At 49.3% G+C, this 14,133-nt stretch carries 15 protein-coding genes; 11 read left to right on the top strand and 4 right to left on the bottom strand.

The window, feature by feature from the left end:
- Positions 1-182: 182 nt before the first annotated feature.
- Positions 183-2,876, top strand: a complete 2,694-nt coding sequence (locus HGO41_RS20680) for an autotransporter YaiT-related protein (protein WP_013576202.1) — start codon at positions 183-185, stop codon at positions 2,874-2,876.
- A 183-nt stretch (positions 2,877-3,059) separates the two neighbouring features.
- Positions 3,060-3,296 carry a YobH family protein gene (locus HGO41_RS20675; protein WP_013576203.1) on the top strand — a complete coding sequence of 79 codons (237 nt, stop codon included), beginning with the start codon at positions 3,060-3,062 and terminating at the stop codon, positions 3,294-3,296.
- Between the two features lie 63 nt (positions 3,297-3,359).
- On the opposite strand, the gene HGO41_RS20670 is transcribed toward HGO41_RS20675, so the two are convergent.
- Complete coding sequence (locus HGO41_RS20670) at positions 3,360-3,605, bottom strand: DUF2766 family protein (protein ID WP_013576204.1); 246 nt, start codon at positions 3,603-3,605, stop codon at positions 3,360-3,362.
- Positions 3,606-3,806: 201 nt separating this feature from the next.
- On the opposite strand from HGO41_RS20670, the gene HGO41_RS20665 reads away from it, so the two are divergent.
- The 3 genes from HGO41_RS20665 to HGO41_RS20655 all read left to right on the top strand — a co-directional run bounded on the left by HGO41_RS20665 (position 3,807) and on the right by HGO41_RS20655 (position 6,121).
- Positions 3,807-3,998 carry a YdfD/YebW family protein gene (locus HGO41_RS20665; RefSeq protein WP_013576205.1) on the top strand — a complete coding sequence of 64 codons (192 nt, stop codon included), beginning with the start codon at positions 3,807-3,809 and terminating at the stop codon, positions 3,996-3,998.
- 127 nt (positions 3,999-4,125) lie between these two features.
- On the top strand, positions 4,126-5,766 hold the full coding sequence (locus HGO41_RS20660; RefSeq protein ID WP_447868835.1) for an ABC transporter substrate-binding protein: 1,641 nt from the start codon (positions 4,126-4,128) through the stop codon (positions 5,764-5,766).
- Between the two features lie 139 nt (positions 5,767-5,905).
- Complete coding sequence (locus tag HGO41_RS20655; protein WP_013576207.1) at positions 5,906-6,121, top strand: hypothetical protein; 216 nt, start codon at positions 5,906-5,908, stop codon at positions 6,119-6,121.
- Positions 6,122-6,189: 68 nt separating this feature from the next.
- Here the strand turns inward: HGO41_RS20655 and HGO41_RS20650 are convergent, their stop codons facing one another.
- A complete protein-coding gene (locus HGO41_RS20650; RefSeq protein ID WP_013576208.1) occupies positions 6,190-6,477 on the bottom strand; it encodes a hypothetical protein in 288 nt (95 codons plus the stop codon).
- Positions 6,478-6,810: 333 nt separating this feature from the next.
- Here HGO41_RS20650 and HGO41_RS20645 point away from each other — a divergent pair, with 333 nt between their 5' ends.
- Positions 6,811-7,008, top strand: a complete 198-nt coding sequence (locus HGO41_RS20645) for a hypothetical protein (RefSeq protein ID WP_250981364.1) — start codon at positions 6,811-6,813, stop codon at positions 7,006-7,008.
- A gap of 152 nt (positions 7,009-7,160) precedes the next feature.
- On the opposite strand, the gene HGO41_RS20640 is transcribed toward HGO41_RS20645, so the two are convergent.
- Both HGO41_RS20640 and icd read right to left on the bottom strand, forming a co-directional pair.
- Positions 7,161-7,670 (bottom strand): anti-virulence regulator CigR family protein, encoded by a 510-nt coding sequence (locus HGO41_RS20640; protein WP_250981347.1) that lies wholly within the window; start codon positions 7,668-7,670, stop codon positions 7,161-7,163.
- A 341-nt stretch (positions 7,671-8,011) separates the two neighbouring features.
- The gene (icd, locus tag HGO41_RS20635; protein WP_013576210.1) at positions 8,012-9,265 is read right to left on the bottom strand and encodes an NADP-dependent isocitrate dehydrogenase; all 1,254 of its coding nucleotides are present in this window, start codon (positions 9,263-9,265) and stop codon (positions 8,012-8,014) included.
- A gap of 132 nt (positions 9,266-9,397) precedes the next feature.
- Here icd and rluE point away from each other — a divergent pair, with 132 nt between their 5' ends.
- The 5 genes from rluE to purB all read left to right on the top strand — a co-directional run bounded on the left by rluE (position 9,398) and on the right by purB (position 14,020).
- The gene (rluE, locus tag HGO41_RS20630) at positions 9,398-10,024 is read left to right on the top strand and encodes a 23S rRNA pseudouridine(2457) synthase RluE (protein ID WP_037037377.1); all 627 of its coding nucleotides are present in this window, start codon (positions 9,398-9,400) and stop codon (positions 10,022-10,024) included.
- On the top strand, positions 10,017-10,463 hold the full coding sequence (locus HGO41_RS20625) for an NUDIX hydrolase (protein WP_013576212.1): 447 nt from the start codon (positions 10,017-10,019) through the stop codon (positions 10,461-10,463). Before rluE ends, HGO41_RS20625 begins: the two co-directional genes overlap by 8 nt.
- Positions 10,464-10,699: 236 nt before the next feature.
- Positions 10,700-11,809: a tRNA 2-thiouridine(34) synthase MnmA gene (gene mnmA, locus HGO41_RS20620; RefSeq protein WP_013576213.1), complete on the top strand. Its 1,110-nt coding sequence runs from the start codon at positions 10,700-10,702 to the stop codon at positions 11,807-11,809.
- A 190-nt stretch (positions 11,810-11,999) separates the two neighbouring features.
- Positions 12,000-12,626 carry a high frequency lysogenization protein HflD gene (gene hflD, locus HGO41_RS20615; RefSeq protein WP_013576214.1) on the top strand — a complete coding sequence of 209 codons (627 nt, stop codon included), beginning with the start codon at positions 12,000-12,002 and terminating at the stop codon, positions 12,624-12,626.
- 23 nt (positions 12,627-12,649) lie between these two features.
- Positions 12,650-14,020, top strand: a complete 1,371-nt coding sequence (gene purB / locus HGO41_RS20610; RefSeq protein ID WP_013576215.1) for an adenylosuccinate lyase — start codon at positions 12,650-12,652, stop codon at positions 14,018-14,020.
- The last annotated feature ends 113 nt before the right edge of the window (positions 14,021-14,133 follow it).

The following is a 14,133-nucleotide window of genomic DNA, read 5'->3' as shown; positions in this document are numbered from 1 at the left end:
TTAAAATAATTTAATTTTAGTGAGTATTCTCAGGAACTTCTTTGTTGAATTATACCACCCATTAAAATATCATCCCGCCGTCGAACAGTTCTTCTGTCTCTTCGGTTATATAAATGAAAGCATAGTGGCTGAATTAATTTCAGCTGATTCATGCTGACTATTTTTTGTTGAGGGATTAATAAATGCATGCATGGAATAAAAAGTTCTTCGTTTCTAAAATAGCGCTGGCCTGCGCTGTTGCAGTAACAGCACCTGCCGCAATATCAGCTGATATTTCTGGCACCGTATACGATACGTTCTATCATGACTCCACTCTGGCGGGTCATATCGGCTATCGTGGATATGTGGATAACGACGGCGCAGATAACGGTTACGTTGGCGGAGACATCTACTCTTCAATCAATAACGCTGTGGTTAACGGCGTTATTTCCACTCATTATCTCGGTTTTGATAGCAATAACAGCAACACGCTGAATATCACCAATACTACTGTCAACGGCATGATCACTTCTGAGTGCATGACGAGCGATTGCGGTACAACCCGTAATGAATATGATCAGTCACCTTTGCAGCTGACTATTGATAACTCCACCATTAACGATACTTACGAACACTTCGATTACGACGTTACTGATGCTAACAACGTTCGGGATCATGAAACCCTGAACACCTTTGACAAGGGCGTTGCGGTGACATTGGATCAGGAAAGTGACATCGTTATTAAAAATAACTCTCACGTCGCGGGCATTGCGCTGACGCAAGGCTACGAATGGGTTGATACTGACGTAAATAATGGCAATACTTTTGATAATACCCTGACAGTTAATGATTCCGTGCTGACTTCAGGTTCTTATACAGAATTGCAGACCAGCGGTTTCTACGGCCAGTCTGATAAGCCAAGCGATTACGGTAATATCAGCGCTGCCGGTACTCAGGCTGACGATATCGCGTTATCTGTTGTTGCCAGTGCCACCGCAGATAACGCAATGAAAACCCATGCCGTATTCAATAATTCAACCATTACCGGTGACGTCGCTTTTGTCAGCACCTTCGACGAGAACTATTACGTCGGCGGTCATGACAGCAATGCGGATGGCGTGCTGGATACCAATGGCTGGGATGATACAGACGAACTGAATCTGACGCTGGATAATGGCAGCAAATGGGTTGGCGCAGCTATCTCAAATGTTCAGATGGATTCAGCCCTCTATAACCGCAGCACCAACAGCATCTGGCCTTACTCTGTCTTCAGCAGTACCAATGGCTATCTGGTTGGCGATGACGTTTATCAAAGCGGATTGTTTAATGTCGCGCTAAACAACGGTTCCGAGTGGGACACCACCAAATCATCCAACATTGACGATCTGACTGTTAACAACCGGTCTCAGGTGAATGTTGTTGAATCTGCCCTGCTGGCAGATCACATCTCCCTCACCAATGCATCAACCCTGAAAATTGCCGCGCACGGCGGCGTTAAAACCGATGTGTTGAACCTGAACTCAGGCAGCCAGGCATCATTGACCGAAGAAACTGCGTCTCTCTACGCCAACACCATCATTGTGGGCAGCGGTTCTGAGCTGAACTTAGGTTTAGGTCAGGTTGATACACATAACATGGTTCTGACCGATAACGGTACTTTCGATATCGGTAGCCGTGAATATGTTCTCAACTCTGATTTGAACAACGCACGCGACAAAACTGCCGCTGACTATGTTTATGATCAGGGCACTATCGGCATTAACTCAGACGGTCATCTGGCCGTTAATGGCGTGACCAACGGTAATTATCAGGTACGCATCGATAACGCGACAGGTGAAGGCCAGGTTGCTGATTATCAAAATAAAGAGCTGATCCGCATCTACGGCGGCAATGCGACCTTTAACCATGCTAACACCGCTGATCTGGGTGCTTATAAATATCAGGCTGAGCAGTACGGCGATACTGTCGTGCTGGCAAAACAAGGCATTACCTCTACTGCAAATGCGGCCCTGAGCCTGCCTTCTTCCAATGCGGCAACATGGCATATGGAACAAGACACCTTAGAAAACCGCATGAATAGTTCGCGTCACACCCAGGGCAATGATAAAGGCGGTGTGTGGGTTAACTACTTCGGCGGTCAGCAAAACGGTGACAACGGCGTGATTGATTACGATCAGGACGTTAATGGCATCATGGTGGGTTTGGATAAAGTGACCGAAGGTGGCGGTGAACGCCAGTGGCTGGTCGGTATGGCGGCAAGTTTCGCAAAATCCAGCCTGTCTATGGATGATGCCGATGCGGATACTGACAGCCAGTCAGCACGCGTTTACTCAAGCCTGGACTTCAATAATGGCGCATTCTTCGATACTTCTCTGAGCTACAGCCACTTCAGCAACTCAACAGAAAGCACCATGAGCAACGGTCAGCAAGTATCAGGTGATAACTCGACTGATGCATGGGGCTTTGGTCTGAAACTGGGTTATGACTGGAAATTCGCTCCTCAGGCTTATTTGACACCATACGCAAGCATTACTGGCGTGTTTATCGGCGATGACGATTACAGCATGAGCAACAACATGCATGTCAGCGATCAGGCTTATGACAGCATGCGTTATGAGCTGGGTGGTAATCTGGGTTATACCTTCGACCTGGGTGCAGATCAGGCAATTAGCCCGTACGGCACACTGGCGTATGTGTATGAAGATGCTAACAACGATGCAAACATCAATGGCGACCGTATCGACAACGGCGTTGATGGTTCTGCTGTCCGCGTTGGTTTAGGCGGTCAGTTCGACATGAGCAAAAACTTCACCGTTTACGCAGGGGCTAACTACCTTGGCGGCAGCGATGTTGACCAGCCTTGGGCAGCAAACCTGGGTATGAAATACCGCTGGTAACTTGCCGGTCTGAATAACACTCTTCAGTAATTTTTTGGCCCCTTTTCAGGGGCCAATTTTTTTGGCATCTTCACGACTTTGCTGATTAGGATTCTGCTGCAGTGACATTTTCTGAAAAATAACTTCTACTATACTTATCAATATCCTGAATCGTTCAGGACGAGATGTTTAGGGAGTTACAGAATGGGAATAATTAAAACCGTTATCCTGCTGGCCGTCATTTACGCGATTTTTCTTTTTTCGGGTTATGGCGTGACGGTAGGCAGCAGTGAGAATGCCGCAGGACTGGGACTGAAATGCCAGTACTTAACCGCCAGAGGAATTGTAAGTTCGCAATATATTCACTCTGACAGTGGCGTCATCGGTGTTGCAAACTGCCCGATTTTCAAGCGGGTGGATGAAGTGGTCGACAACAAATAAAACAAATATTTTACCGCACTACATTATTGTCATGCCCGCGGATGCAGGCATGACAATTATTTATCAGCTGTCGTGCCTGGTAAATTTCAGCTCGATCAGTGAGATTGCTTTCTCGATAGCGCGCTTCGTCACAGGATCTGCACCGGCAGGATGCTTGCTGAAATCAATGCTTTTCAACTGATGAGACATCTTCTCGCGCACTTCTGCTGGCGCAATAATTTCAATCACATCCAGAATTTGTTTAATTACCAGCTGGCATGCAACCAGATCGGATTCGATTTCCTGTTCTCTGTTCAAAGACTCAGACATGAGCTGCTCCTTCCATAATGGTCATTCATAAAAATTATGGCCGCGAGGATATCACGCCCTTTCCTGAAATTCTCTTTTCTGCCACTTCACATTTTTTCGTCCGATAAAGACGGACAAATAAGCAGCAAACGCACCGCGTCGGATGTTGCCAGGGGCATAATGGTTCTATGCTTAACAGGATGACAAAAATGGAGATGCGCTATGTTCGCACTTGTTTTGACTATTTGTTATCTGGGCGGAGGATGTGAAGACTTAGTCGTTGATGCCTTTAATACTCAGAAACAATGCATGGTCGCGATGCATCAGCAAGGTTTACGCCAGGCTGGCTGTTACCCAATCGAAGATTTTATCGACGGCTACTGGATCCCTGCACATGAGAACGCTGACTACTGAACATTTGTGTCAGCATTCACACAGCGCGACAAAAAATGCCATAACGATTGCCAAAGTGTTCGAAGAACGGTATGAATACCCTGTTACTCATTGATATTTAACCATATTGACAGGGCAGGAAATGGCAATGACGATACGTAAAACTTATGGGTGCTTCAAAAAACTTCCTCTCGCACTCCTTTTCTCCGGCTCTTTCATGGCTTCTTTTGCTACCTACGCTGCGACCGTTCCCGCAGGTGTTGAACTGGCAGCCAAACAGGAAATTGTCCGCAACAACGGTAGCGAACCCGCGTCACTTGATCCGCACAAAGTGGAGAGCGACGTTGAATTCAATATCCTCAGCGATCTTTTTGCCGGACTGGTCACGGTAGATAACAAAGGCAATGCGCAACCTTCTCTGGCGGAGAGCTGGGAAACTAAAGATAACAAAACCTGGGTTTTCCATCTGCGCCCTGGAATCGTCTGGTCTGATGGTTCGCCCATCACCGCGCAGGATGTCGTTTTCAGCTGGCAACGCCTTATAGACCCGAAAACGGCTTCACCTTATGAAACCTATCTTAGCAGTATGCATGTACTGAACGCCGGCGACATCATCAGCGGCAAGAAGCCTGCTGACCAACTGGGTATCAAAGCGCTGGATAAGCAGACGCTGGAAATTACCCTGGATCAACCGCTTTCCTATTTCCTTGGTATGCTGGCACACCCTTCTCTCTCCCCGATCAGTCAGGCAGAGGTAGAGAAATACGGCGATAAGTGGACTCAGCCAGGCAATCTGATCAGCAGCGGTCCGTTTAAGCTTGATACATGGACGGTTAACGAACGCATCACGGCTGTCCGCAACCCGAATTATTGGGATAACGCACATACTGTCATCAACAAAGTCACTTATTTACCGATCGCTTCGGGGACTGCGGACGTTAACCGCTATAAAGCCGGTGAAATCGACATTACTTATACCGTCCCTTCCCCGCTGTTTGCATCGCTGAAAAAAGAGCTGGGTTCGCAAGTCCATGTCAGCCCTTATCTGGCCGTTTATTACTATGCAATGAACACGCAGAAGCCACCGTTTAACGATGTTCGCGTGCGTAAAGCGCTGAATCTGGCGATTGATAAGTCAATCATTGCCGATAAAGTCATGGGTCAGGGACAAACGCCAGCCTGGCATCTTTCTCCGGATAACACCGGCGGTTTTACTTTCGCCAAACCTAAAGAGGCCAGCCTGACACAGGAACAGCGTAACGAAGAAGCTAAAAAGTTGCTGACAGAAGCAGGTTTCGGTCCGAACCATCCGCTGAAATTCAACCTGCTGTATAACACTTCTGAAGCGCATCAGCGCATTGCGATTGCCGCCGCATCAATGTGGAAAAAGAATCTGGGCGTCGATGCTGTTTTACAGAATCAGGAATGGAAAACCATGCTGGACACCATGCATCAGGGCACATATGAAGTGGTGCGTTATGCGTGGATTGCAGACTATAACGAGCCGTCCACTTTTCTGAATACCCTGCGCACGGGTAACAGCGAGAACACGCCAAAATTCAGCAATACCGCCTACGATAAGGCACTGGATGATGCGTTAAAAGCCACGGACAAAGCGGATGTGGGCAAAGCCTATCAGCAGGCAGAACAGGTGTTAACCGAGCAGTCGCCGGTCATTCCTTTGTATCACTACGTCAGCGCCCGTCTGGTCAAACCGTATGTGGGTGGTTTCAACGACAGCCTGCTCAATTACATTTATACCAAAGATTTGTATGTAATTAAGCATTAAGCTGCCTTCCTCTCCTTGCGGCGTGACTGCCTGAGGAGAGGCTTTTCAAATGCTACGCACCGCCCTTCTTCCTCTAACCCACTTGCCACGCGCCGCCCAGATGATAGATTGTACGTAAATCACACAAACGGGAGCCGTTATGAAATTCTCGGAAAGTGAGATCCAACCGCTCTGGGATGAAGTCGCGCGTATTATCGGTGATGGTGTCATTAAGATGCGCCACAGAGGAGAACCTCTGAGTGCCGATGCGCTGATTAATTATCTCGACGAGCAACTGGCCTGCGCGACGGGGGTCCAGCGCCGTATTATGCTGGGTGCAGCGATTAATATGCTCAAAGCCGACCGGCGTTGCTGATTGTTCGACACAACAAAACCTCGCAGCCTTTTCAGGCAACGAGTTACTTATCAATGATCCGTCAGTCGCTACTTAGATTGTGCCGCACGTCCCTGCGCAAATAAGAAAATGCGCTGGGTGATATCATCAGCGCCCAGAATATTCCCTTTCTGCTCCAGATTAGCTCTGGCATATGCCACATCATGAGCCTGATCGACCATGCTGATCACCCGGTCACGGGTTGGTTTATCCAGTATTCCCAGTAATGTTGTTAAAATCGCCTGATAAGCATTTGAAGCATAAGTCAGTTGTCTTTCACGTTGTTCCAGCGCGTCAATGCGAACCATCAGGGCCTGCAATTGCTCTTGATGCGTCATAGCAGCATCCTTCTTCACGGGTGGAAAATAACCGGAGACAGCGGAGAAAGCAGACCTCCGCCGGTTACTGAATATAAGTTTAGCAGACTTAAAAAAAGTGCAGTCCCTCGCCTTCTATATATAAAGTAAACCTTTGGTCAATGAGCCGTTAACTGCCTCGGCAGATGTAACCGGGATAAGCCACTCATGGCCGTCGGCAACCAGTTTCTCTTATCTGAGAAGTAACAGCAGCAGTACCTGCTTACAGATAGCAAAATGACAAACCGGGGCTGTTATGACATTTTCTGCCACAGCACTATGTGTTCATTTGGGAGAATTCAGTTGAAAAAAACGATGTTGAGTGCAGCCATTTTCAGCATGATGTTAGTGAGTTCATTTGCTCAGGCAGAAGGATGTCTCAAAGGGGCTGTGGCGGGGGGTGTAGTCGGTCATCTGAAACATCACGCTGTTCTCGGCGCGGTGGCAGGATGCGCTATTGGGCATCATCTCGCAGCACAAGCTATAAAACAGCAGGTCGCGACCGCTAAATAAACAGCATCAGGGCCGCAGAATCCCCTGATGAAATAAGTTTCTGGTTATTCCTGAGCAGCGACCTTTTTCGGGATACCATTAATCGTCATCTTCATATTAGTTCAAATAAAAAGCCTCGCTAATGCGAGGCTTAAAAGAATGCTATGTCATTTTTAATCAAATACGCCATTGATAATCGTAGTGACAATTGCAGTACTCAGGGCAATGAGAACTAAATCATCCCCCACAGCTCGCCATTCATAACCAGGATAATACGGCAACTCGTTCAGCATTGAGGCCGGAACAGCTTTCCTGGCAATGCCCGGAGGCAATGGTTTGCCACGCATTAAATTTTTTGCGATTCCTGGTGGTAGAGCCTGATATCCGGTTAATCCATAGTTAACTGCGAGTGAACGGGCACGTGAGAAGCTTATATCTGACGAGACATGGTCTGGCTTACCATAATTTTTGCGATTCCCGGAGTGCTCAGATGATTTACCATTTCCCTGACCTTTATTGGCGTGGCCATTGCCGTTGCCATTGCCATTGCTATTACCGTTGCTATTGCCGTTACCATTACTATTCCCATTCCCATTCCCGGGATTAGCAAAAACGGGCGCTGACAGCACTGTCAGAGAAATAACCGCCGCCAGAGCAATCTGGAGTGTGCGACGCTTAAACATGATGGTTGTTCCTTGAGGTGAATGACACTTTTTAAATCTATGTGAGAAAACGCTCTTTCACAATCTCATGTATTCCTATTTTATATTTTTAAGACGATGTAAAGCTTAATAACGCTGTTCTCATTATTTATCAGGATCATCGCCCAAATTATTAATCAAATAGCTCTCATGTTTTCACGGACAAAGACTGCAGGAAAGGTTTGTGGTTCTGACTATTTAAATCAGGTGTTTTCAGTCTGGGTTTGCAGAAGATTTTACAGGGGTTTTGCAGAAGAATTTTTGAAGGGATGAAAAACAAAGGGGGCGCGATGCCCCCGATGTCGATTTCAACAATTTCGCAATTACATATTTGCGATCATGTCGTCGGCAAACTCGCTACATTTGCGCAGCTTAGCGCCTTCCATCAGACGTTCGAAATCGTAAGTCACAGTTTTGGCAGCGATTGCGCCTTCCATGCCTTTGACGATCAGGTCTGCGGCTTCGAACCATTCCATATGACGCAGCATCATTTCTGCGGACAGAATGATTGAACCCGGGTTCACTTTGTCCTGACCGGCATATTTCGGTGCAGTGCCGTGAGTGGCCTCGAACAGTGCACAATCAGAACCGATGTTTGCGCCCGGTGCGATACCAATGCCGCCAACCTGCGCCGCCAGAGCGTCAGAAATGTAGTCACCGTTGAGGTTCATACAGGCGATAACGTCGTATTCAGCAGGACGCAGCAGGATTTGTTGCAGGAATGCATCCGCAATCACGTCTTTAATGATGATGTCTTTGCCGTTATTCGGGTTCTTGATTTTCACCCACGGGCCGCCGTCGATCAGCTCACCGCCGAACTCTTCGCGCGCCAGTTGGTAGCCCCAATCCTTGAAGGCACCTTCGGTGAACTTCATGATGTTGCCTTTATGAACCAGCGTCAGTGAATCACGGTCATTGGTGATGGTGTATTCAATCGCCGCACGAACCAGACGTTTGGTGCCTTCTTCGGAGCAAGGTTTGATACCAATACCGCATTCTTGTGGGAAACGGATTTTCTTCACGCCCATTTCTTCTTGCAGGAACTTGATCACTTTATCAGCTTCAGCAGAACCGGCTTTCCACTCGATACCTGCGTAGATATCTTCAGAGTTCTCGCGGAAGATCACCATGTCGGTATCTTCAGGACGTTTCACCGGGCTTGGTGTGCCGGTGTAATAACGTACCGGACGCAGACAGATGTACAGGTCGAGTTGCTGGCGAAGTGCCACGTTCAGGGAGCGAATGCCGCCGCCAACTGGAGTTGTCAGTGGGCCTTTGATAGCAACACGGTAATCACGGATCAGATCGAGGGTTTCTTCTGGCAACCAGACATCTTTGCCGTACAGTTCTACGGATTTTTCGCCGGTGTAGATTTCCATCCAGGAGATTTTACGCTCACCTTTGTAGGCTTTCTGAACAGCCGCATCAACGACTTTGATCATGGCAGGCGTCACATCAACACCGATGCCATCACCTTCGATAAATGGGATAACAGGATTATTAGGAATGACCAGTTTACCCTGAGCGTCTACTGTAATCTTTTTACCTTCAGCCGGAACAACTACTTTGCTTTCCATTAACCTCTCCTTCGAGCGCATTTTTGTTAAAAATTTGTAAGATGCCGGTCGATATTACTCGAATATTTCTCGCTAGCCAATCCGAAACATTTTTCAAGTATAATGCGCTAATTCTCTCTAACTTCAATGCCTATGAACCCGCTATCTTTTAAAAATCACAACGTTAAACGTTTCAGCAAAAGGCCGTCTAAAGCACAATCTGCCCCAAAAGGGCCAGTAAAGGTGATTCTTTTCAATAAACCGTTTGATGTGCTGCCACAATTCACTGATGAGGCGGGTCGCGCGACACTTAAAGATTACATTCCATTAACAGATATTTATGCCGCTGGCCGTCTGGATCGGGACAGTGAAGGTTTACTGGTGTTGACCAACGATGGCAAACTGCAGGCTGCGCTGACCCAACCCGGCAAGCGCACCGGTAAGATTTACTATGTCCAGGTCGAGGGCGAACCGGATGACGCCGCAGTGAAATCATTGCGTGAAGGCATCACGTTGAAAGACGGCCCGACGCTGCCCGCAGGTGCAGAGATTGTGCCAGAGCCGGAATGGCTGTGGGCGCGCAATCCGCCGATCCGCGAACGTAAATCTATCCCGACAGCGTGGTTAAAAATCACGTTATACGAGGGAAGAAACCGTCAGGTGCGCCGCATGACGGCTCATGTCGGTTTCCCGACATTGCGTCTGATCCGTTACAGCATGGGCGAGTTTACTCTCGGCGATTTACAACCCGGCCAATGGAAGGAAATTCCACATGTTTAAACCGCACGTTACTGTCGCCTGCATCGTTCAGGCACAGGGAAAGTTTCTGGTTGTCGAAGAAACCATTCACGGCAAAGTCACCTGGAATCAACCTGCCGGACATCTTGAAGCCAATGAGACCTTAGTCAGCGCCGCAAAACGCGAGCTGTATGAGGAAACCGGCATCCACGCCGAGCCGCAGTTTTTCCTGGGTTTACATCAGTGGCAGGCGCCGGACGATACGCCGTTCCTGCGTTTCGCTTTCGTGATTGATTTGCCTGAAATGCTGGAAACTGCGCCGCAGGACGATGATATCGACCAGTGCCGTTGGGTCAGCGCCGAAGAAATTATCGGCTCTGCGCAATTGCGCTCGCCGCTGGTGGCCGAAAGCATTCGCTGTTATCAGCAATCGCCGCGCTATCCTCTGGAAATCCTGCATAATTTCAACCTGCCGGAATAACACCCTCCCCCGGTTGTTGCCACGCGGTGAATCAGCGATGCAGCAACCGGCCCGACGTGATAAAATTTTGCGCTTCACGATTTACCTCGTGTAAAGCAGTACCTCTCTGTTCGGGTTTCTGTGGTGTTCGGGTTTTCTGTGAACTATGAGTTGCGCGCGGCCTTCATCCTCGTGGGACAAGCTTCAGAAAAACACCGTCAGTACCGGGCAATTAATTCATGCGTTTCGGGACTATTATGTCTGACAACAGCCAGAAAAAAGTGATCGTCGGGATGTCCGGCGGTGTCGATTCCTCTGTCTCTGCGTACCTTTTGCAACAGCAGGGTTACCAGGTCGAGGGCCTCTTCATGAAAAATTGGGAAGAGGATGATGACGAAGAATATTGCACAGCAGCCACCGACCTTGCGGATGCGCAAGCCGTGTGTGACAAGCTGGGTATCGAACTGCACACCGTGAATTTCGCGGCGGAATATTGGGACAACGTGTTCGAATTATTCCTTGAGGAATACAAAGCCGGACGCACGCCAAACCCGGATATCCTGTGCAACAAAGAGATCAAATTCAAAGCCTTCCTGGAATTTGCGGCTGAAGACCTGGGCGCGGATTATATCGCGACCGGTCACTACGTTCGCCGCCAGGATATCAATGGCGTCAGCCATTTGCTGCGGGGCATTGATGGCAATAAAGACCAGAGCTATTTCCTCTACACGCTCGGTCACGAACAGGTCGCACAAAGCCTGTTCCCGGTCGGTGAGCTGGAAAAACCGGAAGTTCGCCGCATCGCCGAAGAACTGGATTTGATCACCGCGAAGAAAAAAGACTCTACCGGCATCTGCTTTATTGGTGAGCGTAAATTCCGTGATTTCCTGGGCCGCTATTTACCGGCGCAACCGGGCGTGATCAAAAGCGTTGACGGTCAGGTGATGGGACAACATCAGGGTCTGATGTATCACACACTCGGTCAGCGTAAAGGTCTGGGCATCGGCGGGCAGAAAGACGGCAGCGAAGAACCGTGGTACACCGTCGAGAAGGATGTGGAAAACAACATTCTTTACGTCGCACAGGGCCACGAGCATCCGCGCCTGATGAATGTCGGTCTGATTGCTCAACAGTTGCACTGGGTGGATCGCAAAACGCTGACCGGCCCGCTCACCTGTACCGTGAAAACCCGTTACCGCCAGGAAGATATCCCGTGCGTAGTGACACCGCTCGGTGACGACCGCATCGAGGTGCGTTTCGATGCACCCGTTGCCGCCGTCACGCCGGGTCAGTCAGCGGTGTTTTATCTCGGGGAAGTGTGCCTCGGCGGGGGCGTAATTGAACAGCGTCTGCCGCTTCAGGCCTGATATCGGGTCAATATGTGATTGAATAAGGGACGCTTTCGGGCGTCCCGCTTTATTTCTGCCCGACTGTGACGCCCTGCACTGATTCCGAACTGTGTTTAGGGGCAGTTTTATGGCATGATCTGTCGCCATGAATTTGGGCTATTTCATTGTCACTGCGTCTCATCGTTTCAAAACGCTTACAGGAGTAAACGTGGCTAAAAATTATTACGACATTACGCTGGCTTTGGCGGGGATCTGTCAGGCAGCACGCCTGGTTCAGCAACTGGCACATGAAGGCCAATGCTCACAGCAAGAAATGTCAGTGTCACTGCGCAGCCTGCTGGAGATGAATCCGGCCTCGACGCTGGCAGTTTACGGTAATAATGAAGCCAATTTGAAGATGGGGCTTGAGACGCTGCTGGGCGTGCTGAACGCGAACCGCCAGGGACCGGGCGCTGAGTTAACGCGTTATGCGTTAAGCCTGATGGTGCTGGAGCGCAAGCTGTACGCCAACAAAGCCGCCATGAATCAGCTCGGTGAACGTATCGACCAGCTCGACCGTCAACTCGCGCATTTCGAACTGGAATCTGAAACGATGATCAGCTCTCTGGCCTCGATTTATGTCGACGTAGTCAGCCCGGCCGGTCCGCGTATTCAGGTGACCGGTTCACCGGCAATTTTGCAAAATTCGCAAGTGCAGGCAAAGGTCCGCGCCATTTTACTGGCCGGGATCCGCTCCGCGGTGCTGTGGCACCAGGTCGGCGGTGGCCGCCTGCAACTGATGTTTTCCCGTAATCGCTTGTTTGAACAGGCGAAGAATATTCTCGCTCATTGTTAATAAGATCCCAGGAGTTGCTACCGATGGAATTATCCTCACTGACCGCCGTTTCCCCCGTTGATGGACGCTACGGTGATAAAGTCAGCGCGCTGCGTACTATTTTCAGCGAATTTGGCCTGCTGAAATTCCGTGTGCAGGTTGAAGTACGTTGGCTGCAAAAACTGGCAGCCTGTGCAGAAATCAAGGAAGTTCCTGCTTTTGATGCCGACGCAAACGCTTTCCTCGACCAGATTGTGGCAAATTTTGATGTTAATGACGCACAGCGCATTAAAGATATCGAAAAAACCACCAATCATGATGTCAAAGCCGTTGAGTATTTCCTGAAAGAAAAAGTGGCTACGCTCCCTGCCCTGCATGCGGTGTCTGAATTCATTCACTTCGCCTGTACTTCTGAAGACATCAATAACCTGTCTCACGCACTGATGCTGCAAACTGCACGTCAGGATGTCGTGCTGCCGTACTGGAAACAGATTATTGATGCCGTGAAAGACCTGGCACACAAATACCGCGACATTCCGCTGCTGTCCCGTACCCACGGCCAGCCTGCTACGCCATCCACCATCGGTAAAGAACTGGCTAACGTCGCTTACCGTATGGATCGTCAGTTTAAGCAACTGCAAAACGTCGAAATCCTGGGTAAAATCAACGGTGCTGTCGGCAACTACAATGCTCACATCGTGGCGTATCCGGAAGTGAACTGGCACCAGTTCAGTGAAGAGTTCGTTACCTCTCTGGGCATTACCTGGAATCCGTACACTACCCAGATCGAGCCACATGACTACATCGCCGAACTGTTTGACTGCGTGGCGCGTTTCAATACCATCCTGATCGACTTCGACCGCGACATCTGGGGTTACATTGCCCTGAACCACTTCAAGCAGCGCACTATTGCAGGCGAAATCGGTTCTTCTACCATGCCGCACAAAGTGAACCCGATCGACTTCGAAAACTCCGAAGGCAACCTCGGTCTGTCAAATGCGGTATTGCAGCATCTGGCCAGCAAATTGCCGGTTTCACGCTGGCAGCGCGACCTGACGGATTCTACTGTACTGCGCAACCTCGGCGTGGGTCTGGGCTACGCACTGATTGCTTATCAGGCAACCATGAAAGGCGTCAGCAAGCTGGAAGTGAACGAAGCGAATCTGGCGAACGAACTGGATCACAACTGGGAAGTACTGGCTGAACCTATCCAGACCGTGATGCGTCGTTACGGTATTGAAAAGCCTTACGAGAAGCTGAAAGAGCTGACACGCGGCAAGCGTGTTGATGCTGCCGGTATGCAGGCATTTATCGATTCGCTTGAATTACCCGAAGACGAGAAAGTGCGTCTGAAAGCCATGACACCGGGCAACTACATCGGCCGCGCCACCACCATGGTTGACGAACTGAAGTAAGTTTTTGCTCTGCACGTCAAAAGGCGACCTTCGGGTTAATGCCGGTCACTTAAGGTGACCGGCATTGTTTTTTAAGGGATATTTCGACCTTTTTTCTCTCACTTCCCTCGCAT

This window comes from Rahnella sp. CG8 (genome assembly GCF_023701875.1).
GTDB lineage: Bacteria > Pseudomonadota > Gammaproteobacteria > Enterobacterales > Enterobacteriaceae > Rahnella > Rahnella aceris.
Note: the sequence above shows the minus strand (reverse complement) of the source record. Positions and strands in the feature narration are given on the sequence as shown.

What these genes read in the sequence shown, in the direction of transcription:
- HGO41_RS20680 (WP_013576202.1), top strand. Translation starts at nt 183, where the DNA reads ATGCATGCATGGAATAAAAAGTTCTTCGTTTCTAAAATAGCGCTGGCC.
- HGO41_RS20675 (WP_013576203.1), top strand. Translation starts at nt 3,060, where the DNA reads ATGGGAATAATTAAAACCGTTATCCTGCTGGCCGTCATTTACGCGATT.
- HGO41_RS20670 (WP_013576204.1), bottom strand. Translation starts at nt 3,605, where the DNA reads ATGTCTGAGTCTTTGAACAGAGAACAGGAAATCGAATCCGATCTGGTT.
- HGO41_RS20665 (WP_013576205.1), top strand. Translation starts at nt 3,807, where the DNA reads ATGTTCGCACTTGTTTTGACTATTTGTTATCTGGGCGGAGGATGTGAA.
- HGO41_RS20660 (WP_447868835.1), top strand. Translation starts at nt 4,126, where the DNA reads ATGACGATACGTAAAACTTATGGGTGCTTCAAAAAACTTCCTCTCGCA.
- HGO41_RS20655 (WP_013576207.1), top strand. Translation starts at nt 5,906, where the DNA reads ATGAAATTCTCGGAAAGTGAGATCCAACCGCTCTGGGATGAAGTCGCG.
- HGO41_RS20650 (WP_013576208.1), bottom strand. Translation starts at nt 6,477, where the DNA reads ATGACGCATCAAGAGCAATTGCAGGCCCTGATGGTTCGCATTGACGCG.
- HGO41_RS20645 (WP_250981364.1), top strand. Translation starts at nt 6,811, where the DNA reads ATGTTGAGTGCAGCCATTTTCAGCATGATGTTAGTGAGTTCATTTGCT.
- HGO41_RS20640 (WP_250981347.1), bottom strand. Translation starts at nt 7,670, where the DNA reads ATGTTTAAGCGTCGCACACTCCAGATTGCTCTGGCGGCGGTTATTTCT.
- icd (WP_013576210.1), bottom strand. Translation starts at nt 9,265, where the DNA reads ATGGAAAGCAAAGTAGTTGTTCCGGCTGAAGGTAAAAAGATTACAGTA.
- rluE (WP_037037377.1), top strand. Translation starts at nt 9,398, where the DNA reads ATGAACCCGCTATCTTTTAAAAATCACAACGTTAAACGTTTCAGCAAA.
- HGO41_RS20625 (WP_013576212.1), top strand. Translation starts at nt 10,017, where the DNA reads ATGTTTAAACCGCACGTTACTGTCGCCTGCATCGTTCAGGCACAGGGA.
- mnmA (WP_013576213.1), top strand. Translation starts at nt 10,700, where the DNA reads ATGTCTGACAACAGCCAGAAAAAAGTGATCGTCGGGATGTCCGGCGGT.
- purB (WP_013576215.1), top strand. Translation starts at nt 12,650, where the DNA reads ATGGAATTATCCTCACTGACCGCCGTTTCCCCCGTTGATGGACGCTAC.